Raw genomic sequence first — 24,239 nt, 5'->3', positions numbered from 1 at the left:
GTTTATAACCGAGCTTAGCGTAGGTTAATGCTCATATTTGGCGTTGAAGCTACGACAATATCAGACTCAAACCAGCGGGAAGTGATGGTCTTGGTCTCGGTATAGAAACGCACCGCTTGCTTACCATAAGCATGTTGATCGCCGTAGAAACTGCCCTTCCAACCGGTAAATGAGAAGAAAGGTAATGGCACAGGAATCGGCACGTTAATCCCCACTTGGCCGACTTCGATTTCATGTTGATATTTACGGGCAGCAGCACCGCTAGCGGTAAAGATAGACGTGCCGTTGCCATAAGGGCTGGCGTTAACTAATTCGATGGCTGCGTCTAAGGAGTCTGATTCCATACAACACAGTACAGGGCCAAAGATTTCTTCCTTGTAAATGCTCATATCAGTAGTAACTTTATCGAACATGGTTGGGCCAATCCAATTACCGGATTCATAACCTTCCACGGTAAAATCGCTGCCATCGAGTAAACACTCGGCGCCTTCGGCTTTACCTTGGGCGATAAGTTTAAGCACCCGCGCCTTAGCGGCTGGGCTGATAACCGGACCATAACCCGCTTCTTTATCGTCCCATAAACCTGGGCGAACTTTGGCTAAGGCTTCTTTTAATTCTGGGATCCACTCTTTAGCGGCACCCACAAACACGGCAACCGAAATCGCCATACAACGCTGACCCGCCGCGCCCACAGAAGCGCCGACTAAGTTGTTGATCACTTGCTGTTTGTTTGCATCAGGCATAATCACGCAATGGTTTTTCGCGCCCGCAAAGGCTTGCACGCGTTTTAAGTTATCGGTACCTGTTTTATAAATATATTGACCCACAGCCACAGAACCGACAAAGGAAATGGCTTTAATCGCAGGGTCTGCCAGCAGGATATCTACGGCTGTTTTATCACCGTGCACTAATTGCAATACGCCTTTAGGTGCGCCCGCCTCAACAAACAGCTCAACCAGGCGCTGCGGCGTCATAGGGTCTTGTTCAGAAGGCTTTAAAATGAAAGTGTTACCGCAGGCAATCGACAATGGGAACATCCATAACGGGATCATCGCAGGGAAGTTAAATGGCGTAATACCGGCACACACACCGAGCGGTTGAGTGTAGCTGTAAGTGTCAATTGAACGCGCGACGTTCTCGACGGTTTCACCCATCAATAATGACGCTACGTTACAAGCATGTTCAGCGACTTCGATACCGCGCCATACATCGCCCTTGGCATCTTCAAAGGTTTTACCGGTTTCCTTTGCAAGAATGGTCGCCAGTTCGTCGTGATGTTCTTTTAGCAGATGTTGATAACGCAACATGACGCGCGCGCGTTCAGACACTGGCACTTCTTTCCAGGTTTTAAAGGCCGCTTTGGCGCTAGCAATCGCAGCGTGAACTTCTTCGCTAGTGGCAGCATTAATCACAGCAATCGGCGAGTTATTCGCGGGATTGGTGACAATAATCTGTGATGTGCCCGTACCTTGGATAAACTCGCCGTCAATGTAATGCTTTACTTGTGTGGTCATGTTGCAATCCTTTCCTTGTAGAGTGATGGGCTGGCGGTGCGATATTATGATTATCCTCAAGGGAAGTGATTGCCCTTGCCAGCCCCGTCTTGTTGATTTAACTAAACTGTTGCGATTAAACCTCGATGGCCATCGCCGTCGCTTCTCCACCGCCGATACACAGCGAGGCAACACCGCGCTTAAGGCCGCGGGCTTTTAATGCATGAATTAAGGTCACCAGTAAACGTGAACCCGAGCAACCAATCGGATGACCTAAGGCGCAGGCGCCGCCATTGACGTTAACCTTAGCAATATCTAAACCGAGTTCAGACACGGCAAGCATAGTCACCATGGCGAAGGCTTCGTTGATTTCAAATAAATCCACCTCATCCGTTGACCAACCCACATTAGCCAGCAATTTCGCCATAGCGCCAACCGGTGCAGTGGTAAAGAGTGAAGGCTCTTGGGCGTGAGTCGTATGGCCTTTAATAGTGGCTAATACAGTTAAGCCTAAACGCTCAGCTTCGCCGCGAGAGGTCAGCATTAATGCCGCTGCGCCATCGGAAATCGAGCTAGAGTTTGCCGCTGTGATAGTGCCATCTTTGGTAAAGGCTGGACGCAGCGTAGGAATTTTTTCAGGGCGGGCATTACCGGGTTGCTCGTCGGTATCGATAGTCACATCACCGCGACGATCACTGACAGTGACTGGGGTGATTTCGGCTTTAAAGGCGCCCGAGTTAATCGCGGCATTGGCTTTTTCGAGCGAGCTTAGGGCAAAAGCGTCCATCTGCTCGCGGGTGATACCAAATTCATCGGCTGTTTTCTGGGCGAACGTCCCCATGGCGCCACCCGTGTAGGCATCTTCAAGGCCATCTAAAAACATATGGTCTAACACTTTGCCATGGCCCATGCGCATGCCGCCGCGGGCTTTATCGAGTAAATACGGCGCTTGGCTCATGCTTTCCATGCCGCCTGCGATCACCACTTTTGCACTGCCCGCTTTAATCAAATCGTGGGCTAACATTACCGTCTTCATGCCTGAGCCACAGACTTTGTTCACTGTGGTCGCACCAACGGATAAGGGTAATCCCGCACCTAAAGTGGCTTGACGTGCAGGCGCTTGGCCTAAACCTGCGGGTAATACGCAGCCCATCAAGACTTCATCGACATGTTCACCCGCTAATTGAGTCTCCGCCAACAAGCCCTTAATGGCTGTCGCAGCTAAAGTCGGTGATGCAACAGATGACAAACTGCCTTGAAAACCACCCATAGGGGTGCGTTTAGCGGCAACAATAACGATATCTTGATTTAACGGTTCAGTACTCATGCAGGCTCCAACCCAAATTGACCACAAGGCCTAGTGCTAGCCTTGGGACGTTTAATAAAATCGACAATAAAACCACTCTGACGTTTACGCGAACGTAAAGCAAGTATTCCTTGGTCTAATGTGTCGATTTTATCGGGTGAAAATTGTCAGTAAGGATTTACAGCGAGGCAGGGATTAAGCACAGTCAAGCGTGGACAACAGCATCTAAGGGAGAGATAAATTAAGGGCTTTTGGGTATCAGCTTAGGTCACATCCATGTGACCACATCACCATAAAAGGCTAAAAAAAACCTTAGCGCGATTCCCACGGTGTCATCGCCGTCATATCACTTAAGTCATAAGGCGTTAACTGGTAAACGTAATAATTGAGCCAATTACTGACCAACAAACTACCGTGGCTGTGCCAGCGGGCAATGGCTTCGGCTTCTGGATTATTATTTCGATAATAGTTTTGTGGCACATTTGGCGTTAAGCCTTGGGCTAAATCCCTATGGTATTCATCGTTTAAGGTCGATTTTTGATATTCAGGGTGCCCCATTACAAACAAGTTACGGTTATTGCGACTTAATACCAAATAGGCCCCGGCTTCATCGGACTGCGCTAACACTTGCAACTGCGGGTGTTGCCTAATTTCTTCCACATCCATCTCGGCAAAACGCGAATGGGGTGCAAAGAACTCATCATCAAAACCACGTAGTAGTGGGAAATGCTGACAAGTGCGCCTATGTACAAATACGCCAGAACGCTTCTGTTGCAATATTTTTCGATTTAAACCATAGAGATGATACAAGCCCGCATGGGCTGCCCAGCATAAAAACAACACTGAGGTGACATGCTCTTGGGACCAGTCGATGATTTCACGGATATGATCCCAATAAACCACATCTTCGAAATCGATTTGCCCAAGCGGCGCGCCTGTGATGATAAGACCGTCGTAATTTTTATGGCGCACAGCTTCAAAATCACGGTAAAAAGTATTCATGTGGTCGATGGAAGTATGCTTGGACTCTTTGTCGTGAATGCGCAGTAAATCCACATCGACTTGTAAAGGCGTGTTGCCCAGTAAGCGCAGTAACTGGGTTTCTGTCTCAATTTTGTTCGGCATCAAGTTCAAAATCAGCACCTTCATTGGCCTGATATCTTGATTCGCCGCCCGCGTCTCGGACATAACGAAAATATTTTCTGACTCTAACACCCCTGCTGCGGGCAGATGATCTGGAATTCTAACCGGCATACCGCGCCTCTTCTGTTCGTAAATACTAACGGATTCGGCGCGTATGTCAGCTCACTTCTGAGCAAGCTAACTAGCCACCGACTTTCTCTAGCAGTATCGTCATTGGCTCAGTGGAATTGAGATCAATATGATAGGCTTGAGTATTAATAAACAATAACTTATCACCCAACATAATCCGGGCACCTATGGCATAAGTGTGACCGGGTTGGAACTGATCGCTACCAATCGCAAAACTGAATGGCGCGGGTGTCGCAGCACCTTGTTGCACGCGCTCCGCCATCACTATGGCTGGCACATCCATTTTTGAGACATCAAGCAGCTGCACTATGACCTTAGCATCGGCAGGTAAGGCTATCCGTTCGCGATATAAGGTCTCGCCTTTTATCTCAACTATAGCATTCGGTGTCGCACAACCCGATAACACCCCCATTACGGCCATTAATGCTAAGGCTGTTAATCTCAACGCGCTTAAACGCAACCATTTGTTCATTTTTTTTCTCCTAATCATACATAAAGACTTCTAGATGTCCATACGCCCAAGCTATAAATCTTGTCTTGGTGAACATAACTTTCTATCATAAGCCACCATTTCGTTGCCGAAAAATCTATGACCCAAGCAACTGCAATCATTGTGGGAGCTAGCTCACAATTAAGTCGTGAACTTGCAAAGCAATTGGCAGATCAACAGGTTGAATTAGTCTTATTCGCCCAAGATCCAGAATCACTGCGCGATTTTGCCTTATCCTTGCCAACAAAAGTACAAGTTTTTGCACTTCAAATTGAACAACCTCAAGCCATCATCAACCAACTTGAATCAGTCTGGCAAAGTCTTGGCGGCGCGCACTTAGTCTTAGTCAATACAGGCCTCAATAGCTATGACCCCGAGTTGCCTTGGCTACCGGAGCAAGACATTATCGATGTCAATGTGCGAGGTTTTGCTGCCATCTGCAATACGGCATTTAGACTATTTCGCGAGCAAGGTTATGGACAACTGGCGGCAATCAACTCGATTGCGGGCCTGCGCGGCGGGCCGAGTGTAGCCTATCACGCCTCAAAAGCCTTTGGGCAAAATTACCTTGAGGGCTTAAGTATGCATGCTCAGCGCCTTAAGTTACCGATTACGATTACCGATATCCAACTTGGTTTGCTCGATAAAGCCGCTATGCAGCAAAGTGCGATGTGGCTTGCACCATTGCAACAAGTCGCAGCGCAAATCATCAAGGCTATGAAACAAGGCAAACGCCGCGTCTATGTGACCAAACGCTGGCGCCTCGTCGCTTGGCTTACTGTGTTATTACCCGAATTTATCTATAACACTCGCCACTGGAAAGCTAAAAAGCCAAAGCGCTAAATCGGCTTAGCCTAAGTGGAACAGAACATGGCGCGATAAAAAGGGCAGAAACGAAAAAGGAGCCTAAGGCTCCTTTTTTACGCTTATCTAATCAGTGGATTAGAAAGTGTAACCCACGCTGACCATATAAACCCATGGGTTGATATCAGTGTCGATAACCACAGTGTCGCCCGCTAATTTAAACTTCACGTCACTGCTAATTTGTGCGTACCACACTGAAGCGTTCACTAACCAGTTTTTGTTAACCTGATAGTCAACACCTGCTTGTGCCGCTAAGCCCCACGAAGTGCTCATGCTCAAGTCAGTTAACGCACCATTTAAATCGTTGGTGAACTCATTGTCGAAGAAATTAGTATAGTTAACACCGACACCCACGTATGGACGTAATTTAGATTGCGCATCACCAAAGTAGTACTGCGCCACTAAAGTGGGTGGTAAATGTTTAGTTTCAGCAATCTTACCTACGCCAGCCAAAGAAACATCGTGGCTAAAAGGTGTGGCAGCTAATAACTCAACCCCAAAGTTATCTGTCAGCATGTAGCCAAAGTTTAAACCCACTTGAGTGTTATTGCTGATTTGGAACTCGCCGTTACCCGCAACATCATCACTTGATTCATTTGGCGCAACAACCACAGCACCCGCACGAACGATAATGTCACCCGCTTGGTGAGCCGATACAGAGGCAGAAAAACCAGCGGCTAAAAGGGTGGCAGCGACCAGTGTAGAAACAGTGTTTTTATTCATCATCATACTCCATATGTACAACATAGGTTTTTGTTTTGTATTACATCCTTAACAATTGACGCCTACACTGCCAGAGATATGCGGCTGATTTATTGATCCAAATCAAAGTGAGTGAGCAATACTCACTTATAGGTACTACACATGGGAGCTGAATCACGAAATTCAAACATTTATTGATAATACCCCTTTGTTTTCTGTGAGCTAAGTATTGTATTAGCCATCACTAATAACTTCCGCAAGAGGTAGTGACCAACAACACCATAAACATTTTAGTAACAATGAAAAGCACTTAACTAAGAGGTTATTTGAACATTAATTTCAAATTATAGAGACGGGTTGAATAAGGCTAAAAACAGAAAATGGATAAATAAAAACGGCTTGAGGATGATACCTATCATGTTAGATAACTAGATTGCATGGAATGATAGTGTGAGGCGGTTAAGTCAGTTTTAGACTGAACGAATAAGAAAGTGAGAAGATTAGCTTGAGTAACAACACGTAAGTAAAGGATAGCGAGTTAGCCAGCCCTTAGTCGCGACTCTGTGATGAAACACGGGTAATGATCGCTTTGGATTGGCGCTCAATTTGAGGGCAAACAGGGAGTTCAGCCCAAAGGGAACCACCAGCTCAATACCGTAATGCGTGCAATGATGATCAGTCTCTTCATCTACCTGAGTATCTGTCTCAACATGAGATTTTAAACACACCCCAACCGCAGTTTCTAACTCTGGCCAATGTGCCATAGCATCAATACAAGATGTGTAAGCCATGTCTTGATTGCGACTATGCATGCGCGCCTGATTCTTAACCGACCAAGGTAACTCAGGGGCAAGCTGATGAAGATAGGCTTCAATCGCCAGATCCCGCTCAGGGCTAATATCTAAAGGGCAAAAATAGATCAGATCGATATCGTTCAGTGGACTCAACTCAAATTCGTGCAAGCGATCCCAGACTAAATTACGGACAAATCCCGCCGCCAGACACCACTGCGGCATTGAGTGTACTTTGGCACATTGAAGCGCGAGTTCAAGCGCCCTCACCCGCTCGCAGTCTTGAGCTATCCATTCGAGTAATTGATGCTTTAGCTCTGCTTCACTCATTGCATCATTCATAACATTATTCGTAGCAACACTCATGACATTACCCCTAGCACCACTCATAACAGTATCGCCCGCTTCAATATCAGATAAAAACACGGGAAAGACATTAGGCTTACTCCACTTCGCCATCGATTTCTGGGCACTTTACGACCTCATGACAGAGTAGTGAAACGAAACTATAAATAGGTGCCATCACCGCAACACAAATCCAAAAACCATGTACATCTTTGTCTAGCAGATTAACGCTAACAATATAGATAGGCACGAACAGTAGCATCCATTTTATTATATTGAATTTGTACAGTATCGGCTTATCACAGTGGCAGCAGCGTCCTTCCTTAATCGGCACATCCTTAGCGCCGAGTTTACGTTTGCAATACGGACATTTTTTACTGAAAAGCATTTAAACTCCATCGCTGAGATAAGACTCGCAAAGCAAGCCTCATCATTCTTTCTATTCGTAAAAACCGTATCCGCGCAATTCCTTACACCGCATCCGCTTGGCGCTCTGGCGCAGCATTGGCGAAGGCTTCAAGCTGATTACACTCGGCCCACACGCGCATGATATTGGGATAAGGCGTTAAATCCACATTAAAACGCTGGGCGTTATACACCTGCGGTACTAAACACAGATCGGCTAATGTCACGCCATTCCCAAAGCAATAACGACCGCTATGCCGTGTTAACAAGGTTTCTAAGGCCGTAAAACCACTTGCGACCCAATGGTGATACCAAGTATTTTTAGCGGTGTCATCAACACCTAAGGTTTGCGTTAAATACTGCAATACCCGCAAGTTGTTTAATGGATGGATCTCACAGGCGACCGTAAGTGCCATAGCGCGCACGTGGGCACGTTCAAGAGCCGATGCAGGCAATAATGGCGACTGTGGATGTATCTCATCAAGATATTCGATAATCGCTAAAGATTGCGACAAAGCATCCACATCCTGCTCATCATCCACCACTAAGGTTGGCACTAACTCTAAAGGATTAAGTGCAATGTAGGCCGCTTTATGTTGCTCGCCGCCATCACGCACGAGATGCACTGAAAACTGTTCGGCTGAAATCCCCTTGAGATTAAGGGCAATACGAACCCGATAGGCTGCACTGGAACGCCAATAACCGTAAAGTTTCATATTTTCATTTCCTTATAAAAGTCAGTATAAAAACGGGGCAATTAAGCCCCGTTAGTTTGAGTCGGTGTCGCCCTTTAAGGGAAAGCCTTAGGCTTAGGCTTTGTATTCAACCACTTTTTGATCGATAGAACCAAAAATGGTTACATCATTATCATCGAGCATTTCGATGCGCACCGTGTCACCAAAACGCATAAATGGCGTAGTGGCTTTGCCTTCGGCAATCACTTCTAACATACGTTTTTCCGCTAAACAGCTCGAACCTGCACTACGGTCATAGTTAGAAATAGTACCAGAGCCTATAATCGCGCCTGCGCCCAATGGACGGGTTTTTGCAACATGCGAAACTAACTGACTGAAATTAAAGGTCATATCAACGCCCGCATTCGGACGACCAAATAATTCACCATTTAAATAGGTGATCAGCGGTAAATGCACTTTCGAATCTTCCCAACGGACACCCAATTCATCCGGTGTCACAGCCACAGGCGAAAAACTGCTCGATGGTTTAGATTGGAAAAAACCAAAGCCTTTCGCCAACTCACCAGGGATCAAGTTACGCAATGACACATCGTTAACTAGCATCAACAATTTAATGTGCTTAGCTGCATTGTCAGTGCTCACGCCCATAGGCACATCATCGGTAATAACCGCAATTTCAGATTCGAAATCGATACCCCAGTCTTCGCTCGCCAATGGGATATCCGCTTTAGGGGCAATAAAGCTGTCTGAGCCACCTTGATAAAACAACGGATCTGTCCAGAAGGTTTCTGGCATTTCTGCGCCACGGGCTTTACGGACTAACTCAACGTGATTCACATAAGCGCTACCATCGGCCCATTGGTAAGCACGCGGTAATGGCGACAAACACTTAGCTTCGTCGAACGCTTGCGCGTTATCTAACATGCCTTCATTTAACGCATCGTACAATTCTTGCAATTGCGGTCTCAGTAAATCCCAACCATCGAGTAATTGCTGCATAGTGTGGGCAATGGCAGGAACGGCAACCGTTTTAGTGAGATCGCGGCTGACTAACATCAACTGACCATCACGACGACCATTGTTATAACTTGCAAGTTTCATATTGGCTCCAGTGCTCTTCGGCTAGGTGTACAATTTTATTGTGCTGGAAAACGCGTGACGTCACTCAGCTTATATTCGGCGATTTAAATCGGACTTTTTGACTCATTAAGGGCATACACGTTACGCAGTCCGCGCCAACGAGGCATGCTCTGTTACTTGCTTTAACGTATTTGTTGCGCGTAGAAATACCCGATGCAGCTCAAGATTCCTATAGCGTGACCAAAATCACATTTAGGTCAATTATTTCACATTTTGTAAACTAATCATTACGTTTATAACCTAGTTACCGCTTATCAATATCTCGGTAAGCAATATGCCTGAAAAGTCGGCAACTAAGTGGAACGATACTGTTACATTGACTGTGTCAACCCAACGAGACTCTGACTAACGGCGCTTGGCTATCTTGTATTCACGCAGTTTATTAGCAATAGCTGTGTGTGATACACCTAGCTTTTTCGCCAACTGGCGAGTGCTCGGGTAGGCCGGATATAATCGACGCAACAGACTCGCTTCAAACTGCTTCATTGCATCGTCCAGATTGCCCTCAAACTCATTATCAAAGTAACCAAAACCTTCGGCGTATGACGGCAATTTCAGCTGTTCTACCGTCAACTCGGCCGAGCCATCCCACATAGACACGGCTCTAAATACCGCGTTCTTTAATTGGCGTACGTTACCTGGCCAAGCGTAGGTGAGCAAATGATCGCGGCACTGGGCCGAAATCCGTCGCACTGGGCTAGACAACTGTTGACTGTAATGTTCGAGGAACATTTCCGTCAGTGGAATGATATCAACTTTACGCTCGCGTAAAGACGGGATGTAATAACTCAACACATGGATGCGATAATACAAATCTTCCCTAAACTCACCGGTTTGGCATAGTTCAGCTAAATTTTTCTGGGTCGAGCAAATAATTCGCACATCAGCACGCACTTCTTCATCGCCCCCTATGCGTCTAAAAGTGCCATCTTGCAATAGCCGTAGCAGCTTAACTTGAGCCGCCCTAGACATTTCCGCCACTTCATCGAGAAATACTGTGCCCCCCTTAGCTTCTTCAAAAAAGCCTCGTTTGACGACTTTACCCTGACTGACGTAACCGAATAATTCCTCTTCGGCAGCGCTGTCGGGTAGAGCGGCGCAGTTGATGGCGATAAAAGGTTTTTCACGGCGCATCCCCGCATCATGGCTAGCTCTGGCCATTAATTCTTTGCCAGTACCCGTTTCACCCGTGATCAACAAAGGTGCATCGAGCTGGGCCATACGCCGCGCTTGCTTAAGCACTTCCTTCATCTTGTCACTGCTGGCTAATACATTTTCAAAGCCAGTGGTTTGGTTCTGCAGCGCGTTAAACTGTTTTCCAACGCGCGCAGGGGATTTCAGCGACACCACAGCACCAACCAAGATGGTCTTTTCATCCTCATCGGGTAGGTAAATCGGCAGCATTTCCGCTAAATATTCGTTTGGACCGATTTGTACTCGCGCCGCTTGTGGCAATACTTGTGCTTCACTCAACCAACGGCTGAAGTTAAAACCTTGCACCCAATGATTAAGCGACTCTTCAAGCACTTCGTGCTCACCCATGCCGATATTGAGCAAGGCGGACTCATTAACGATACGGATACGAGCCTTGGCATCGATAGAAAAAACGGAGTCCGGTAAGGTTTTGAGCAGGGTTTTAAGGGCGTAATGTTCTTGCTCTGAGGGCATAAATGACACCGTACGCACATCGTGGACGCTTTCCACTTTGCGGATCTGCGGCATCAAGGCACTCAAGGTTTCAAAACTGATTTCGGCAAATTGTAAGTACAGGAATCCTTGGTTACTGGCATCAATGGCAATTAAATTAATACCATAACGCTCTAACACGACTAAGATATCTTTGGCTAAACCAACACGATCCTGACAGCTGACTTCCAAGCGCATAATGACTGATATTCCCTTTTTTGATTTGAATTTTGGGGATAAACCGTGCAGAGCTATTTTTCGCCTTAGGCTTTACAACAAAAATAACGCTTGCTAGGCAAATCGTTACCTTTGACGAAAACGTCAGCGATGAGGGGAAATAGCAGAGCCCGTATACGTTAGAAGGTTAAACTGAAAGTGGCAAGCCTAGTTTACAGTTGAATTGTAACAGGAAGAAAAAATCAGCATCATAAAACACATTAAGATGCTGATTAAATTGATTAAATAATTAACCTAGTAACTGGTCTGTCTTGGCGGCCATGATGAAGTCATTCTTATGTAGCCCCTTAATGGAGTGCGACCACCAAGAGACAGTCACTTTGCCCCATTCAGTGAAAATGCCTGGATGGTGGAATTCTTCTTCCGCTAAATCCGCCAGCTTATTCGTGAATGCCATCGCCAGTTTAAAGTTTTTAAACTTGTAGACGCGCTCAAGCTGCATTACGCCGTCACGCACTTGCACGCCCCAGTCAGGGATCATACGAATAAGTTCTGCCAATTCTTCATCGGTCACTTTTGGTGCATCGGCTTGGCACGCTTCACATTTCATATTCGATAACGCAGTCATACATACTCCTGTTGGCAACATTAATAGGGATATTTAGTTGCACTTTACTCATTACTTATTAATTACTTAAATCACATGACTAAATTAGATGGCGACTCAAATGACACATCAAAAACCATCCATCGAATCGAGACTAGCTCGCCTTGGCTTTGGGAGGATATTTAGGAGCAAATAAACCTAACTGACGTGCCTTAGTGACATAACTCATGATGTCCATTTTGGCAATTTCATCAAGTATATCAATGTGTTCAATCACATAATAAATCGGCTGCATAATGTCGATGCGATATGGGGTTCGCAACACATTCAATAAATCAAAAGGCTGACGTTCTGGCACGTCACTTCCCATTGCATATAAAGTTTCACCAGGTGAGCTTAAAATACCGCCACCATAGATACACAAGGGGCCATCTTTAGGCTGTAGCAAGCCAAACTCAACCGTAAACCAGTATAAACGCGCTAAAAACACCCTTTCTTCTTTGCTGGCATGTAAACCTAATTGGCCATACATATGTGAAAAATTAGCAAATGAAGGGTTGGTGAGCAAAGGGCAATGACCAAAGATTTCATGAAAAATATCAGGCTCTTGCAGGTAATCAAACTCTTCCTTACGGCGAATGAATGTCGCCACAGGAAACTCTTTATTGGCCAGCAGTTCAAAGAAACGGCCGAAGGAAATAAGCGCAGGTACGGCTGCCGTTTTCCAGCCGGTGGTCGCTTGCAATACAGTATCAATTTCAGTAAGTTGCGGAATACGATCCTTTGGCATAGCCAAGGCATCTAGCCCTTGCAAATACTCCTTACAGGCACGGCCAGGCAGGTTTATCGCTTGACGGGCATAAAGCTGGCTCCAAATCTCATGTTCTTCTTGCGGGTAGTTGATAAACCCTGTGTCATCAGCTCTGTGAGCGATGTACTCTGTTCCTTTCGTCATAGTCTTCACTTAGTGGCTAGCGCTCATGGAACCATAGTGATCTAAGCCTTTAAATTTGTTAACTCCCTCACACTTTATTCTTGCACCACTACTGTGACGTAAACGTAAAGCAAATATTACAAGGGTATTAAAAACGCCATGCAAGTGCACATCACCCATGCTGGATTAGATGCACTGTGCTACCTTTGCTAAAACTTACGTCGACTTCGCTGTAAAAATACTTAAATATCCTAAGTTTTCAGCGTTTCTAAATAGCTTTTCTGTGCAGGTCATTTACAATATTGGCCATTAACCGCATCTCCTTGACCTAAAAGGTTCGCAATGAAACAACATCAAATTCGTAAAGCCGTTATTCCTGTCGCAGGCCTAGGCACTCGTATGCTTCCAGCGACCAAAGCAATTCCAAAGGAAATGTTACCTGTTGTCGATAAGCCATTGATTCAATACGTAGTCAGTGAAGCTATCGCGGCTGGGATCAAAGAAATTGTACTCGTGACCCACGCCAGTAAAAACTCTATCGAAAACCATTTCGATACCAGTTTCGAATTAGAGGCCCAATTAGAACGCCGCGTTAAACGTCAATTACTTGAAGCCGTACAATCAATTTGTCCTAAAGATGTAACAGTGATCAGCGTGCGCCAATCTCAAGCTAAAGGCTTAGGTCATGCGATTTTGTGTGCTAAATCTGTCGTCGGCGATGCACCATTTGCCGTATTGCTACCGGATGTGATCATAGATGAAGCCAGCTGTGACCTTCGTAGCGATAACTTAGCCGCTATGGTTGCCCTGTTTGATGAAACCCAAGTCGGTCAAATCATGGTGGAAGGCGTGCCACATAACGTCGTCAACCAATACGGTATTGCTGATGTGAATGGTCATGATTTACAACCGGGTGAATCTGAGCCATTAGTCGAACTGGTTGAGAAGCCAGCCGTGGATGAAGCGCCATCTAACTTAGCCGTTGTAGGCCGTTATGTGTTACCAGCCAGCATTTGGCCGCTACTGGCTAAAACCCCTGCGGGCGCAGGCGATGAAATTCAATTAACGGATGCGATTGCGATGTTAATGAAGCAAGAAACCGTAAATGCTTACTACATGGAAGGTAAGAGCCATGACTGTGGTAACAAGCAAGGTTATATGCGTGCTAACGTTGAATATGCCCTGCGCCACAGCGAAATCGGTGAAGATTTTGCGCACTATTTAAAAACCGTTGTAAAAGGAATTAAGTAATGACGATTTTAGTGACCGGTGGTGCTGGCTATATTGGCACCCACACAGTAGTAGAACTGCTCAATGCTGGTAATGATGTGATTGTATTGGACAACTTGTCTAATTCAAGCATAGAAGCCTTAAACCGAGTCGAGCGAATCACTGGTAAATCGGTTACTTTCTATCAAGGCGATATTCTCAATAAAGCGTTATTGCAGAAAGTGTTTAACGATCATGCTATTGATTCAGTTATCCACTTTGCAGGATTAAAAGCGGTGGGAGAATCCGTCGCAAAACCCCTGAAGTATTATGAGAATAACGTTACAGGTACGCTTATCCTTTGCCAAGTCATGGCAGAGTTTAAGGTAAAAAATCTCGTATTCAGCTCATCGGCAACTGTGTATGGTGATCCCGCAAGTTTACCGATCACCGAAGACTTTCCCACAGGGGCAACAAACCCTTATGGTCAGTCTAAGTTGATGGTTGAACATATACTGGCAGATGTACACAATGCCGATCCGAGCTGGAATATCGCCCGTCTGCGCTATTTTAATCCGGTTGGCGCCCATGCCAGTGGCTTAATCGGCGAAGATCCTAACGATATCCCTAACAACTTAATGCCCTTTATTGCGCAGGTTGCCGTGGGTAAACGCACCGCCTTAAGCGTGTTTGGTAATGATTATCCGACTCACGACGGTACTGGCGTGCGTGACTATATCCATGTCGTGGATTTAGCCAATGGCCATTTAAAAGCGCTCGCAAAATTGGCCACTAAGCCTGGTCTAGTAACCTATAACTTAGGCACAGGCCAAGGATATAGTGTATTAGACATGGTTAAGGCCTTTGAAAAAGCCTGTGGTAACACTATTGCCTACCAAATTGCGCCACGTCGCCCAGGGGATATTGCCGCCTGCTACGCCGATCCAACCCACGCAAGGGAAGATCTTGGCTGGCAAGCGACTCATACCCTAGAAGATATGGCCAACAGTAGCTGGCATTGGCAATCAACCAATCCGAATGGTTATAACGGCTAATAACTTGAATGGCTTGTGGAAATCTCCCAAGCCATTTTTCTTTATCCCTCTAAATACCATCGCTTTACATCATTAACCACCCGAGGAGCAACATGACTCAAAGTATTAATCACAGCCGTCGCAGCCTCTTTCGCCGGCGTAAAGATAATGCGATAAGGCCGCCTTGGGTACGTGATGATATCGAGTTTACCGATGTGTGTACTCGTTGTTCCGCCTGTCTTGAGGTTTGTGAAACTCACATTATCATCAAAGGTGATGGCGGATTTCCTGAAGTCTCCTTTAAGGACAATGAGTGCACATTTTGTACCCTGTGTGCTAAGGCTTGCCCTGAAAATATTTTCGATTTGACTCAAGCACCTTGGCAATACCAAGCCCATATTCAAGAAAGCTGCTTAACCTTTCAAGGGATCTGGTGCCAAAGTTGTAAGGATGCCTGCGAACCAAGAGCCATCAGTTTTGTGCTCAGTATTGGTCAGGCTCCGAGCCCCAAAATAGATCTTGATCTTTGTACTGGATGCGGTGCCTGCGTAGCTCCTTGCCCTAGCAAAGCCATTGAGATAAAACGACCAACTTGATAGAAACACTGTAATTGCATTAACACATGCAGAGCTGTGCTTCTCATGGATTTTAAGCTAGTATCGCGCCTCTGTTGAACTCAGTTAATCCCTTCTCGAATTAAGTTAATTTATGATGATGTTTGTAAAAAAACTGTTTTTCCCGCCTAAAAAAAGTACCTCTTTTAGCTTTATTGCTCGAGGCACTAAACTCACGGGAAATATCGAATTAACAGGCGACGTGCTTGTTGGCGGTGATATCCAAGGTCAGCTGCTTTCTGAGGCCAATATCACCATAGAACAAGGCGGTATAATTCAAGGTGAAGTAAAGTGCCATGAATTTATCGTCGATGGGCACTTCAAAGGCAGACTTATTTGTGAGCGTTTAGTGATCCAACGTAATGGTGTTGTCGACGGCGAAGTGGCAAGTACCTCAATGCAAATCCTTGAGGGTGGCCAATTTATCGGGATGCGGATTAAAGAAGATGCACCAACCATTTACTCCCATGCAATAGGCCATACCCCAACAGCAGATTCACTCAACTTACCGTCCGTGCAAAACGACGTCATAGAATCTCGCTAATCCTAAATGCATCACTATCGTTTGCTCGCCGCCTTAGGCGAGCAGACTTTGACTCACTCTTTTAGCTCAATCATTCCTTTCCGCTCGACGTTAAACATAGCGCCTACTCATCTAACTCCCCCCCCCTCTCTTTACAATGGTTAAATAATTGTTATTTTGCCGAGAGGGATCACAGTTAATCCGCATGCTGAATGTTAATATTGGCAGTTAGTATCCATGATATTTGATCGCGGTGGTTCGGGTAATCGCAAGGACACAGAACTCCCCTAATAGCGCCGCAAAAACATTTAAGACTCATACAGGGCAAAATACAAAATGAGCAACTTATTACTAAAACAGATCTGTGAACTCGATGTTTTTACCTTGCTTGTATTTAAAAGTATTTTCGACACTGGGCACGCAAATAGCGCGGCCAAAGCGCTAGATGTTTCTGCACCCAAAATAAGCCGCTGCCTCAATGCATTACGCCTAACCTTTAACGATGAACTATTTTATCGTCGTCAACAGGGGCTTAAACCGACGCCTTTAGCAGAAAGTCTCTACGTTGCTATTTGCCAGTTTACTGAATCGGTTTATCACCTCGAACAATCTGCAATCCAGATACAAAATGCGGCCATCAATACCGACTTACCGCTGCATATCGCTGCTTGTAATGGCCTGCTAAGCTTTTTAGCGCCTCAGTTAAGCACTCCTGAACTTGCCCAAAAGCTAGGACAAATACGCTTACATAAATGGCAGGAAAATAGCGCTGAGTTGATCCACGCAGGTGCGCTTGATTTTGGGATTACGTTTGAAAGTGCTGAAAATAAAGAATTAAGTTACACCAAACTTGGCTCAATCAATGGCATTTATATCGTTGCAGCCAAGCAACACCCACTTTGGGACGTTGAGACGAATATTACCTTAGAGCAAATTTGTCGCCATCCGTTTCTGTTTCAAGAACTCAAGGGCTTTAACAGTAAAATCGATCCCTTAGAATTATTTTGCCAGCGCCAAGGTATCTTATTGCCTACCGTAGAGAAAGTGATAGACAGGGAGGAATGGTATGCCCATCTATTAACCATGAAGAGTGTGGCTTTTTGTTCTAGCATTGATATGCACACAGTTAAACATATGCCCGGATTACATCTCGAGCGCCTTAGCGACACAGAGCTTAATAGACTCCACGAAACTATGATGGCGCCACATTATTATCTGATTGAGAAACCTGCAATTCATCGGCGTTACAGCCAAAGCCAGTGTGATCTCGTCGTGCGCTCCTTACTTGCCGCACTCGAACCAGCACACTAATACAAAAATAGATTACACACTAAGTTCATCAACCTAGCTTACGTCATGAGCTTACGTCATGGATGTTAAGTGGGTTTACTGGGTTATGGCTTCTATTTATCCAAGGCACAATTAAATCACTTTAAAATGCCATATCTTCCCCCAATCCTCGCCCTCTTATCCCATTGCTTTTATGCTCAAAACCTTAAGATAACGACTTAAGATTCAGGCTCTCTTAACATCGTTCATTTTGCTTAACCGAAAATGAATTCATCATTTCGGCCTAAGTTTAAAGATTGAAATTGTGATACACATCATAGGCTAGCAGCTTAATTTCACTATTTAAAATATCAAAATGCAAAGTTTAGAATTACCATTCGCAGGTGTTAAATCATCGTTCACATATCAGATACAAATTTGCAAATACCACTTTATAAGTAGATGAATCCTCCTATATTAGAGGCACTGCACACGCAGTCTTATAGATAGAAAAAGGGACGCGATGATGAAAAACTACAATAAATCTCTACTGGCACTGGCTCTCGTCAGTACCTTAAGTCTTACCGCCTGCGGGGACGGAAGCGATGGTCAAGATGGGGCACCTGGCACACCAGGTACACCCGGAACACCAGGCACTCCCGGAACACCAGGTACACCCGGAGCCCCTGCGGGTTCCTTCGCAACGACAGCTCAATCCATTACAGATCTGGCATTCACGTTAAGTCCTGCTGACATTAAAGTAACCAGCAGTGAAGGCTTCAGTGTTAAATTTACTGTTACGGGTAAAAATGCAGGCAAAGTAGTCCCTTTCAAAGGACTGGATAAAATTGCAATTTATTCTTTAACAGCAAATGAAAACACCTCAGGTACTGGCGCGCCGATTGAGTGGCAAAATAATGCCACGGCAAATGCAGCTGGCACTTCGTTAACTTGTACTCTAAACGGCCTGAACGGAACTAAAAACGCTTGTACTTTAACCGAAGATACAGCGACGCCAGGCACTTACACAGCAACTTGGACTTATGGTGGCGCAGCGCCAATCATTAATCCAAATGATAATCCAAACGCAGTACACAGAGTCTTTTTACGTGCTTACAACATCGCTGATAGTACTGGTGTTGTCCTATCTGACAAGATTTTGTCTGTACCCGTTGATTTTATCCCTGCAACAGATGAATTAGGTGTATCGGGTAAAGACACAGTATCTAGTGCGGCATGTAAAAACTGTCACGGTGAAGTAGACAGCCATATCGCGAAGATTGAAGCCCACCATAACTACCAAGATGTTAAAAACTGCGTAACTTGCCATAACCCTGATCTCGTTCCAAGTGACGCACAACTGGCCGAAGGTTGGGTTTTTGATTTTGCTCCCATGATCCATAGGATCCACGCAGGTCATCACATCAGTGACAGCTTAAGTGGCGAAGCAAAAGAATATTTCGGTGAAGTTGGTTTCCCATCTGATTTGAAAGAATGTAAATCTTGTCATGATGGTGCACCAAGTTATAACACCAATATTTATGCACAAGCTTGTGTGGGTTGTCATATCAATGTGAACTTCACCACTGGCGAAAACCATTCAGAATTTGGTTTAGCCCAAGCTGATGATACTCAATGTAAATCTTGCCATGGCAGCGGTAGCTTAACACCTGAAGCTGTGCACAGTGTCGGTAAACGCGCTGAGTATGCAAGCCTATTCAAAGTTGACTTTACCAGTGCAGCAGTAGCGACTTCAGCAACACCTGGAATGAAAACATTGACATTAAAAGCCAATGTGACCATGAATGGCGCTGCAATTCCTAACGGAACCGATTTAAAAGTGTATAACGCGACAACTAACCCTACAGGTATGTTTGTGGCTAACGGCTTATTACTGGGTAACGTAACCACTGATGGTACTGTTTACGCTTGGAGAGATGTCAAACCAACAGCAATCGCTCTTAAGCTTGAAAATGGTACGCTGGCCGATGGTGTATTAACCTTCGTAAAAGATATTCCCGATGCCCAAGCTGTAGGTACTATCTACGTCAGTTCAGAAGCCAACGTCTGTATCAAAGCAGGTAAAGTGAGTAGCTGTAATGCCACAGGACTTGAATTTGGCCCAACAAATCCAATTGGTAACACTGCTCCTGTTAAATTCTATAGCTTAGATGCTTCTGCAGTAGTTAAAGCTCGAATGACAGATCCTGCTCGAATTACCGTAGAAGAAGCAAAATGTAACGCCTGTCACGGCACCTTAGATTATATCAAGGGCACCAGACACGGAACTTACACTTTTGATCAATGTATGAACTGTCACAACGATACAACAGGTGCATCAGGCCATAAAACAGTGGTTTCTAAAGGTGAAGACGGTAGCAAAGTCATTAATCCAGAAGTCACTTTCAATAACAAAGACTTATTCACCGTCGCCCACCGTTTCCACAGTGGTAACTTTGATGTTATCGCAGGGATCTTCCGCGATGCCAATGGTGAATTAGTCGGTTATCCGTCACCAGAAACTGCATGTTCTGCATGTCACAAAGATGATGCAAAACTGTTTGCGGCTGACGGTGGTTTAGCCTCTGAGAAACGTTCAATCAAAGTGGGTAGCAACTACATTAGCCCAGTAGCTGAATCATGCCGTAGCTGTCACGCTCACTCTGATGCAGCGGCTGTCGCTCACTTTAGAAGCAACGGTGCTGTGGTTGAAGCTGACGCAATGACAGATCCTAACTTACCAGTAGAATCTTGCGCAACTTGTCATGCTGAAGGTAAAACCTACGGTGTAGATAAGGTACACGCAGAGGTAGCACACTAGTACCTTTGGGTTGCCCCTGCACAACCCAAACTTTAATCTCTGCAACTCATTGGGGACCCTAGGGTCCCCTTTTTTATTGCTGATGATCTTCAATTGAGATTGTAGATTTAACCAGCTGAGCGGCTACATTGTGCAATACGTTGTCTAAGTAACTTAATAAAGTCCTTAGGTTCCCTATCTAAACTGTCATGGGGAATATACAAGTGATACCCTAAACGCGTATCTAACATCACGCAGCGATGCCCAAACATAGCCAATACACCACGATAACGATCCCCTTCTATCACTAAAGGGCCAAACTCAGCGCCGAGATAAGTTTCTAAAGTCGCTAAGTCTGCATCTTGAGAGGCGGCTGTCACCAGCAAAGGTCGCTGTTCAGTTAATAATCCTGTTGCTAGACGCAGGGAAATATTATCGAGAATGGGATTTAAATGTTTCAGTTTAATGCCTAAATAAGATAACTCTATAGTATCTAAACCATTAGTCACCCGCGGAATATCGACCCGCTGAATATTATCCCAATCGATAGACACTTTGCCGCGGCGATGAAAATAGGTCAGCCCCTTGTCATCTAGTGCTAGAGTCGTTTCCGGCTCATACACCTTGGCTAAACCGAGAATGAGTGAAATAGCGCCCAAACTAAAAAACATCAAACCAACAGCAAACAAGGCCGGCCACGTCAGAAACAGTCCCAAACCCAGCACCAGACTTAAGCCTCCCAGCCAAGTTAAGGTTAACCCATTTCGTTTCGATAAAGGACGCACAGATACTATTTCTGACTCAATTGTCATTGTTCATCTTCCTGTTAAAACTCACTATCTTTAGACTGAACTTGGCAAACCACACCTTTAACTTACGGCCTTTATCCATAACCACAAACGGCCAATGTATTCGTGAATCGCCCGTTGAGAAGCCACTAAATTATCGGCAGTTAACCGCCACCAAAAATCATCTCGGCCAATAAAATCCGTTGGGGCAGCATCGGGGTGTAAGCCTTTAGCGGCGAAAATAGCCATCGCCCTTGGCATATGAGTGGCCGATGTGACTAAGCGAAAGGGCTCCTCCCCTAACTCCCACTTTAAGTATTGCGCTTCTTCTATCGTATCGCGCGCCAGTGGAAATTGAATAATTCGGCTTTTATCAACACCTAGCTCTACCGCGGCTTTAGCCATCATTTCAGCATGGGAAAATTGAGTGAGTTCACCGCCCCCGCCACTGACAATCAACATACACTCTTGACCCAACTTAAGTTGCCGAATTCCTTCAGTTAACCTTGTAAGGGCGACGTCTGATAAGGATTGCACCGCAGTCGCTCCTACTATATCAGCATGCCCTGAACCTAATACCATCACAAAACAAGCGCCTGCGATGGGCGTGGAATTAATCGGGTAAGCTGATTCTAACGGCCGCACTAAGGTATTCACACTCAGTTGACTGCTTAAAAACAGTAAGAGAAAAAAAGCGCAGGATACTAAGTATTTCGCCATACTGCGACGGCGCCATACTAGAAAAGAAATCAGTAATAACAATAGGATAAAGGGAATCGGCATCATCCCCTGTGAAACAACTTTCTTAACCCAAAACATGATGTCCATGCCAAGCAATCCAAAGGAGCGCAATCATAGCATCAAAATACGGGGGGAATACATCGCACATAAAGCTAGCCCGGCGTTTTACTGGGCTATTGTTTACAAGACTCTGATATCACTAGACGTTGATTTCATAGAGTAATGAGTTCACTGGTGGAGTTTATATCCTCAATAATGGATCACTTTTCCCACAACCAAGCGGCACCGCGCACTCCCGATGAACAACCGTATAGATTCTGCACCACAGGCGTATGACACTCACGTCCCACCACATAATGGGCCAGCAATGCCGGTAATCTTGGGTAAATCGCCGCGACATTCGACATTCCGCCGCCCAACACTATGGCATCGGGATCGAGCATATTGATCACATGGGCGAGTGAACGAGCGAGTCTATCCATATAACGATCAAATGCAGCAACCGCAATGGCGTCACCTTCATCGACTAACAACATAATATCGGCACCTGATTTGGCAGCAGCGCGCACTGTACCCGCAGCCGTCAAAGCCGCATTATAATCACGCACAAAGCCAGTACCTGAAATAAAGGTCTCGATACAATCGGGATTGCCACAGAAACATCGGGTGGTATTGAACTCTTCCTTGGTCATCCAAGGCAAAGGATTATGACCCCATTCACCGCCGATACCATTGCCACCACCGTGAACTTTGCCGTTAATTGCCACACCCGCGCCGCAGCCAGTACCAATAATCACGCCAAACACCACAGAAGCGCCAGCGGCTGCCCCATCGACTGCCTCTGATACCGCAAAACAGTTTGCATCATTGGCAACCCGCACTTCACGCTGCAACAATTCCCCTAAATGTACATCGAGGGGCTGACCATTGATCCACGTCGAGTTAGCATTTTTGACTAAACCTGAATAGGGCGATACCACACCAGGAATACCCACGCCGACAGTGCCTTTCTCGCCAAGAGTCGCTTCCGCTTCCTTAACTAAATCAACCACCGCAGCAAGCGTGCCCTGATAGTCACGTGGCGTCGTCACACGTTTGCGAAATAGCTCATTGCCCTCATCACTCAGTGCGACTAATTCTATTTTTGTTCCGCCTAAATCGACGCCCATGCGCATCATGAATTACTACTCCAGTGTTTAGCTTGCCCTTTCATCAAGTGAGATTGATGAAAGGCAATCGTTATTTTACCCAGCCAGGAGCTGTGGCAATAAAGTAAGGGTTTAAAATGTCAGGTTTTTGATTATAAGTTAATGGTTCACCTGAGTCATAACAGACAACTGTGCCGCCTGCACTTTCGAGCACAGCTTGCGCCGCCGCAGTATCCCATTCGCTGGTTGGGCCAAGTCTGGGGTACAGATCGGCACTGCCTTCTGCCAACATACAAAACTTAAGCGAACTCCCTACGCTTAAGATGTCATGCTCACCAAACTGTTGTAAATATTGCGCTAAACCAGGGCTCAAGTGCGAGCGACTGCCGACAATCATCGGCATTTCGCGTGGCGTGTTGGCGCCCAATAAGGGGCTATCTTGACCCGCTTGTTGGCGCCATGCACCTAAATGTTTAGCGCCGTAATAATAGGTATCGAGCACAGGCGCATATACTACACCTGCGATAGCAACCCCTTGATGGATAAGCGCAATATTGACGGTAAACTCGCCATTGCGCTTAATAAATTCCTTAGTGCCATCTAAGGGATCAATCAACCAATAGGTTTGCCATTGACGACGCACGTCCCACGCGATATCCGCCGCCTCCTCAGACATAATAGGAATACCGACAAACTGCTTTGCCAATGCCGCCACTATCACGTGGTGCGCGGCTAAATCAGCCGCCGTCACGGGGCTATCGTCCCCCTTATGGCTCACCGAAAAGTCATCTTGACCATAAACTGTCATAATGGCATCGCCTGCGGCTTTGGCAATCGCGGCCACTTGCAGTAGATCTTGTTTGGTCAATGTCTGCGCTATTGTCGTCTTGTCTGTCACTGAAACTTCCTTAATGCATTAAATATCTTGGCATTATGCCATTGTCATCCAAGGGGAATTTAGAACAAATTCATCATACATCAAGCAAAATAGACTAAGACTTGCGGCTTAAACCACGGCGCACAAAACCACAGATAAACAAAGTGATTACGATACTAAGGCAAGCCATTGGCGCTGAGAAGAGTCTTAAGTCCAGCTGCATTCGTATTCACAGCCTATGTTTTCATATTGATAGTCTAAAGCCGTCGCTTAAATCTGATTATTGGCGGGCTTATTGTTTTCGACAGCGTTAATCACTCAGACGACGT

Annotated in this window: 23 protein-coding genes; 7 read left to right on the top strand and 16 right to left on the bottom strand. The window is 45.6% G+C overall.

The genetic code is table 11. From position 1 onward, the window contains the following. Positions 1-14: 14 nt before the first annotated feature. The 4 genes from L5M18_RS08075 to L5M18_RS08060 form a co-directional block, all read right to left on the bottom strand. Positions 15-1,514 carry a CoA-acylating methylmalonate-semialdehyde dehydrogenase gene (locus tag L5M18_RS08075; protein WP_263196500.1) on the bottom strand — a complete coding sequence of 500 codons (1,500 nt, stop codon included), beginning with the start codon at positions 1,512-1,514 and terminating at the stop codon, positions 15-17. A gap of 115 nt (positions 1,515-1,629) precedes the next feature. Then, positions 1,630-2,820 (bottom strand): thiolase family protein, encoded by a 1,191-nt coding sequence (locus tag L5M18_RS08070; protein ID WP_263196499.1) that lies wholly within the window; start codon positions 2,818-2,820, stop codon positions 1,630-1,632. A 291-nt stretch (positions 2,821-3,111) separates the two neighbouring features. Next, entirely contained in the window at positions 3,112-4,053 is a 942-nt protein-coding gene (metA, locus tag L5M18_RS08065) for a homoserine O-acetyltransferase MetA (RefSeq protein ID WP_028760567.1), read from the bottom strand. Between the two features lie 70 nt (positions 4,054-4,123). Beyond that, positions 4,124-4,543, bottom strand: coding sequence for a YbaY family lipoprotein (locus L5M18_RS08060; protein ID WP_173245790.1), 420 nt, complete (start codon positions 4,541-4,543; stop codon positions 4,124-4,126). Between the two features lie 117 nt (positions 4,544-4,660). Here L5M18_RS08060 and L5M18_RS08055 point away from each other — a divergent pair, with 117 nt between their 5' ends. After that, the gene (locus L5M18_RS08055; protein ID WP_263196497.1) at positions 4,661-5,404 is read left to right on the top strand and encodes an SDR family NAD(P)-dependent oxidoreductase; all 744 of its coding nucleotides are present in this window, start codon (positions 4,661-4,663) and stop codon (positions 5,402-5,404) included. Between the two features lie 99 nt (positions 5,405-5,503). Here L5M18_RS08055 and ompW read toward each other — a convergent pair whose 3' ends face one another. From ompW to phhA, 8 genes are all read right to left on the bottom strand, one after another. Further along, positions 5,504-6,151: an outer membrane protein OmpW gene (gene ompW / locus L5M18_RS08050; protein ID WP_028760570.1), complete on the bottom strand. Its 648-nt coding sequence runs from the start codon at positions 6,149-6,151 to the stop codon at positions 5,504-5,506. A gap of 476 nt (positions 6,152-6,627) precedes the next feature. Further along, a complete protein-coding gene (locus L5M18_RS08045; protein ID WP_411569268.1) occupies positions 6,628-7,284 on the bottom strand; it encodes a nucleotidyltransferase family protein in 657 nt (218 codons plus the stop codon). A gap of 76 nt (positions 7,285-7,360) precedes the next feature. Further along, complete coding sequence (locus L5M18_RS08040; protein WP_263172235.1) at positions 7,361-7,651, bottom strand: hypothetical protein; 291 nt, start codon at positions 7,649-7,651, stop codon at positions 7,361-7,363. An 82-nt stretch (positions 7,652-7,733) separates the two neighbouring features. Next, a complete protein-coding gene (gene maiA / locus L5M18_RS08035; protein WP_263196496.1) occupies positions 7,734-8,384 on the bottom strand; it encodes a maleylacetoacetate isomerase in 651 nt (216 codons plus the stop codon). Positions 8,385-8,477: 93 nt separating this feature from the next. Next, positions 8,478-9,464, bottom strand: a complete 987-nt coding sequence (locus tag L5M18_RS08030) for a fumarylacetoacetate hydrolase family protein (RefSeq protein WP_028760574.1) — start codon at positions 9,462-9,464, stop codon at positions 8,478-8,480. Positions 9,465-9,848: 384 nt separating this feature from the next. Next, positions 9,849-11,387, bottom strand: coding sequence for a transcriptional regulator TyrR (tyrR, locus tag L5M18_RS08025; protein WP_263196494.1), 1,539 nt, complete (start codon positions 11,385-11,387; stop codon positions 9,849-9,851). Between the two features lie 268 nt (positions 11,388-11,655). Continuing rightward, entirely contained in the window at positions 11,656-11,994 is a 339-nt protein-coding gene (locus L5M18_RS08020; protein WP_263196492.1) for a 4a-hydroxytetrahydrobiopterin dehydratase, read from the bottom strand. Positions 11,995-12,127: 133 nt separating this feature from the next. After that, on the bottom strand, positions 12,128-12,928 hold the full coding sequence (gene phhA, locus L5M18_RS08015) for a phenylalanine 4-monooxygenase (RefSeq protein WP_263196490.1): 801 nt from the start codon (positions 12,926-12,928) through the stop codon (positions 12,128-12,130). Between the two features lie 321 nt (positions 12,929-13,249). Here phhA and galU point away from each other — a divergent pair, with 321 nt between their 5' ends. From galU to L5M18_RS07985, 6 genes are all read left to right on the top strand, one after another. Then, positions 13,250-14,158, top strand: coding sequence for a UTP--glucose-1-phosphate uridylyltransferase GalU (gene galU, locus L5M18_RS08010; RefSeq protein ID WP_028760578.1), 909 nt, complete (start codon positions 13,250-13,252; stop codon positions 14,156-14,158). Then, a complete protein-coding gene (galE, locus tag L5M18_RS08005; protein WP_028760579.1) occupies positions 14,158-15,171 on the top strand; it encodes a UDP-glucose 4-epimerase GalE in 1,014 nt (337 codons plus the stop codon). The genes galU and galE overlap by 1 nt, the downstream gene beginning before the upstream one ends. 92 nt (positions 15,172-15,263) lie before the next feature. Next, complete coding sequence (gene napF, locus L5M18_RS08000) at positions 15,264-15,746, top strand: ferredoxin-type protein NapF (RefSeq protein ID WP_168823154.1); 483 nt, start codon at positions 15,264-15,266, stop codon at positions 15,744-15,746. 112 nt (positions 15,747-15,858) lie between these two features. Next, on the top strand, positions 15,859-16,308 hold the full coding sequence (locus L5M18_RS07995; protein WP_173245805.1) for a polymer-forming cytoskeletal protein: 450 nt from the start codon (positions 15,859-15,861) through the stop codon (positions 16,306-16,308). Positions 16,309-16,623: 315 nt separating this feature from the next. After that, positions 16,624-17,598: a LysR family transcriptional regulator gene (locus tag L5M18_RS07990; protein WP_263196489.1), complete on the top strand. Its 975-nt coding sequence runs from the start codon at positions 16,624-16,626 to the stop codon at positions 17,596-17,598. A 481-nt stretch (positions 17,599-18,079) separates the two neighbouring features. Continuing rightward, positions 18,080-20,377, top strand: a complete 2,298-nt coding sequence (locus L5M18_RS07985) for an OmcA/MtrC family decaheme c-type cytochrome (protein ID WP_263196488.1) — start codon at positions 18,080-18,082, stop codon at positions 20,375-20,377. A 107-nt stretch (positions 20,378-20,484) separates the two neighbouring features. Here L5M18_RS07985 and L5M18_RS07980 read toward each other — a convergent pair whose 3' ends face one another. The 4 genes from L5M18_RS07980 to cysQ form a co-directional block, all read right to left on the bottom strand. After that, the gene (locus tag L5M18_RS07980; protein ID WP_131523788.1) at positions 20,485-21,168 is read right to left on the bottom strand and encodes a DUF2982 domain-containing protein; all 684 of its coding nucleotides are present in this window, start codon (positions 21,166-21,168) and stop codon (positions 20,485-20,487) included. A gap of 57 nt (positions 21,169-21,225) precedes the next feature. After that, positions 21,226-21,927 carry a YdcF family protein gene (locus tag L5M18_RS07975; RefSeq protein WP_263196510.1) on the bottom strand — a complete coding sequence of 234 codons (702 nt, stop codon included), beginning with the start codon at positions 21,925-21,927 and terminating at the stop codon, positions 21,226-21,228. Positions 21,928-22,145: 218 nt separating this feature from the next. Further along, entirely contained in the window at positions 22,146-23,063 is a 918-nt protein-coding gene (gene mak / locus L5M18_RS07970; RefSeq protein ID WP_212600040.1) for a fructokinase, read from the bottom strand. A gap of 61 nt (positions 23,064-23,124) precedes the next feature. Next, positions 23,125-23,931 (bottom strand): 3'(2'),5'-bisphosphate nucleotidase CysQ, encoded by an 807-nt coding sequence (gene cysQ / locus L5M18_RS07965; RefSeq protein WP_263196486.1) that lies wholly within the window; start codon positions 23,929-23,931, stop codon positions 23,125-23,127. Positions 23,932-24,239: the final 308 nt, after the last annotated feature.

The sequence above is a fragment of the Shewanella sp. SM20 genome, assembly GCF_025654545.1.
Lineage (GTDB): Bacteria > Pseudomonadota > Gammaproteobacteria > Enterobacterales > Shewanellaceae > Shewanella > Shewanella oncorhynchi.
Note: the sequence above shows the minus strand (reverse complement) of the source record. Positions and strands in the feature narration are given on the sequence as shown.

Excerpts from the sequence above, each read along its gene's own strand:
- phhA (WP_263196490.1), bottom strand. The coding sequence starts at position 12,928 with ATGACGAAAGGAACAGAGTACATCGCTCACAGAGCTGATGACACAGGG.
- L5M18_RS08030 (WP_028760574.1), bottom strand. The coding sequence starts at position 9,464 with ATGAAACTTGCAAGTTATAACAATGGTCGTCGTGATGGTCAGTTGATG.
- L5M18_RS07980 (WP_131523788.1), bottom strand. The coding sequence starts at position 21,168 with ATGACAATTGAGTCAGAAATAGTATCTGTGCGTCCTTTATCGAAACGA.
- L5M18_RS07975 (WP_263196510.1), bottom strand. The coding sequence starts at position 21,927 with ATGCCGATTCCCTTTATCCTATTGTTATTACTGATTTCTTTTCTAGTA.
- L5M18_RS08060 (WP_173245790.1), bottom strand. The coding sequence starts at position 4,543 with ATGAACAAATGGTTGCGTTTAAGCGCGTTGAGATTAACAGCCTTAGCA.
- galE (WP_028760579.1), top strand. The coding sequence starts at position 14,158 with ATGACGATTTTAGTGACCGGTGGTGCTGGCTATATTGGCACCCACACA.
- maiA (WP_263196496.1), bottom strand. The coding sequence starts at position 8,384 with ATGAAACTTTACGGTTATTGGCGTTCCAGTGCAGCCTATCGGGTTCGT.
- ompW (WP_028760570.1), bottom strand. The coding sequence starts at position 6,151 with ATGATGAATAAAAACACTGTTTCTACACTGGTCGCTGCCACCCTTTTA.
- L5M18_RS07995 (WP_173245805.1), top strand. The coding sequence starts at position 15,859 with ATGATGATGTTTGTAAAAAAACTGTTTTTCCCGCCTAAAAAAAGTACC.
- L5M18_RS08070 (WP_263196499.1), bottom strand. The coding sequence starts at position 2,820 with ATGAGTACTGAACCGTTAAATCAAGATATCGTTATTGTTGCCGCTAAA.
- L5M18_RS08055 (WP_263196497.1), top strand. The coding sequence starts at position 4,661 with ATGACCCAAGCAACTGCAATCATTGTGGGAGCTAGCTCACAATTAAGT.
- tyrR (WP_263196494.1), bottom strand. The coding sequence starts at position 11,387 with ATGCGCTTGGAAGTCAGCTGTCAGGATCGTGTTGGTTTAGCCAAAGAT.
- metA (WP_028760567.1), bottom strand. The coding sequence starts at position 4,053 with ATGCCGGTTAGAATTCCAGATCATCTGCCCGCAGCAGGGGTGTTAGAG.
- L5M18_RS08045 (WP_411569268.1), bottom strand. The coding sequence starts at position 7,284 with ATGAGTGTTGCTACGAATAATGTTATGAATGATGCAATGAGTGAAGCA.
- L5M18_RS08020 (WP_263196492.1), bottom strand. The coding sequence starts at position 11,994 with ATGACTGCGTTATCGAATATGAAATGTGAAGCGTGCCAAGCCGATGCA.
- napF (WP_168823154.1), top strand. The coding sequence starts at position 15,264 with ATGACTCAAAGTATTAATCACAGCCGTCGCAGCCTCTTTCGCCGGCGT.
- mak (WP_212600040.1), bottom strand. The coding sequence starts at position 23,063 with ATGATGCGCATGGGCGTCGATTTAGGCGGAACAAAAATAGAATTAGTC.
- L5M18_RS08075 (WP_263196500.1), bottom strand. The coding sequence starts at position 1,514 with ATGACCACACAAGTAAAGCATTACATTGACGGCGAGTTTATCCAAGGT.
- L5M18_RS08040 (WP_263172235.1), bottom strand. The coding sequence starts at position 7,651 with ATGCTTTTCAGTAAAAAATGTCCGTATTGCAAACGTAAACTCGGCGCT.
- L5M18_RS07990 (WP_263196489.1), top strand. The coding sequence starts at position 16,624 with ATGAGCAACTTATTACTAAAACAGATCTGTGAACTCGATGTTTTTACC.
- galU (WP_028760578.1), top strand. The coding sequence starts at position 13,250 with ATGAAACAACATCAAATTCGTAAAGCCGTTATTCCTGTCGCAGGCCTA.
- L5M18_RS07985 (WP_263196488.1), top strand. The coding sequence starts at position 18,080 with ATGATGAAAAACTACAATAAATCTCTACTGGCACTGGCTCTCGTCAGT.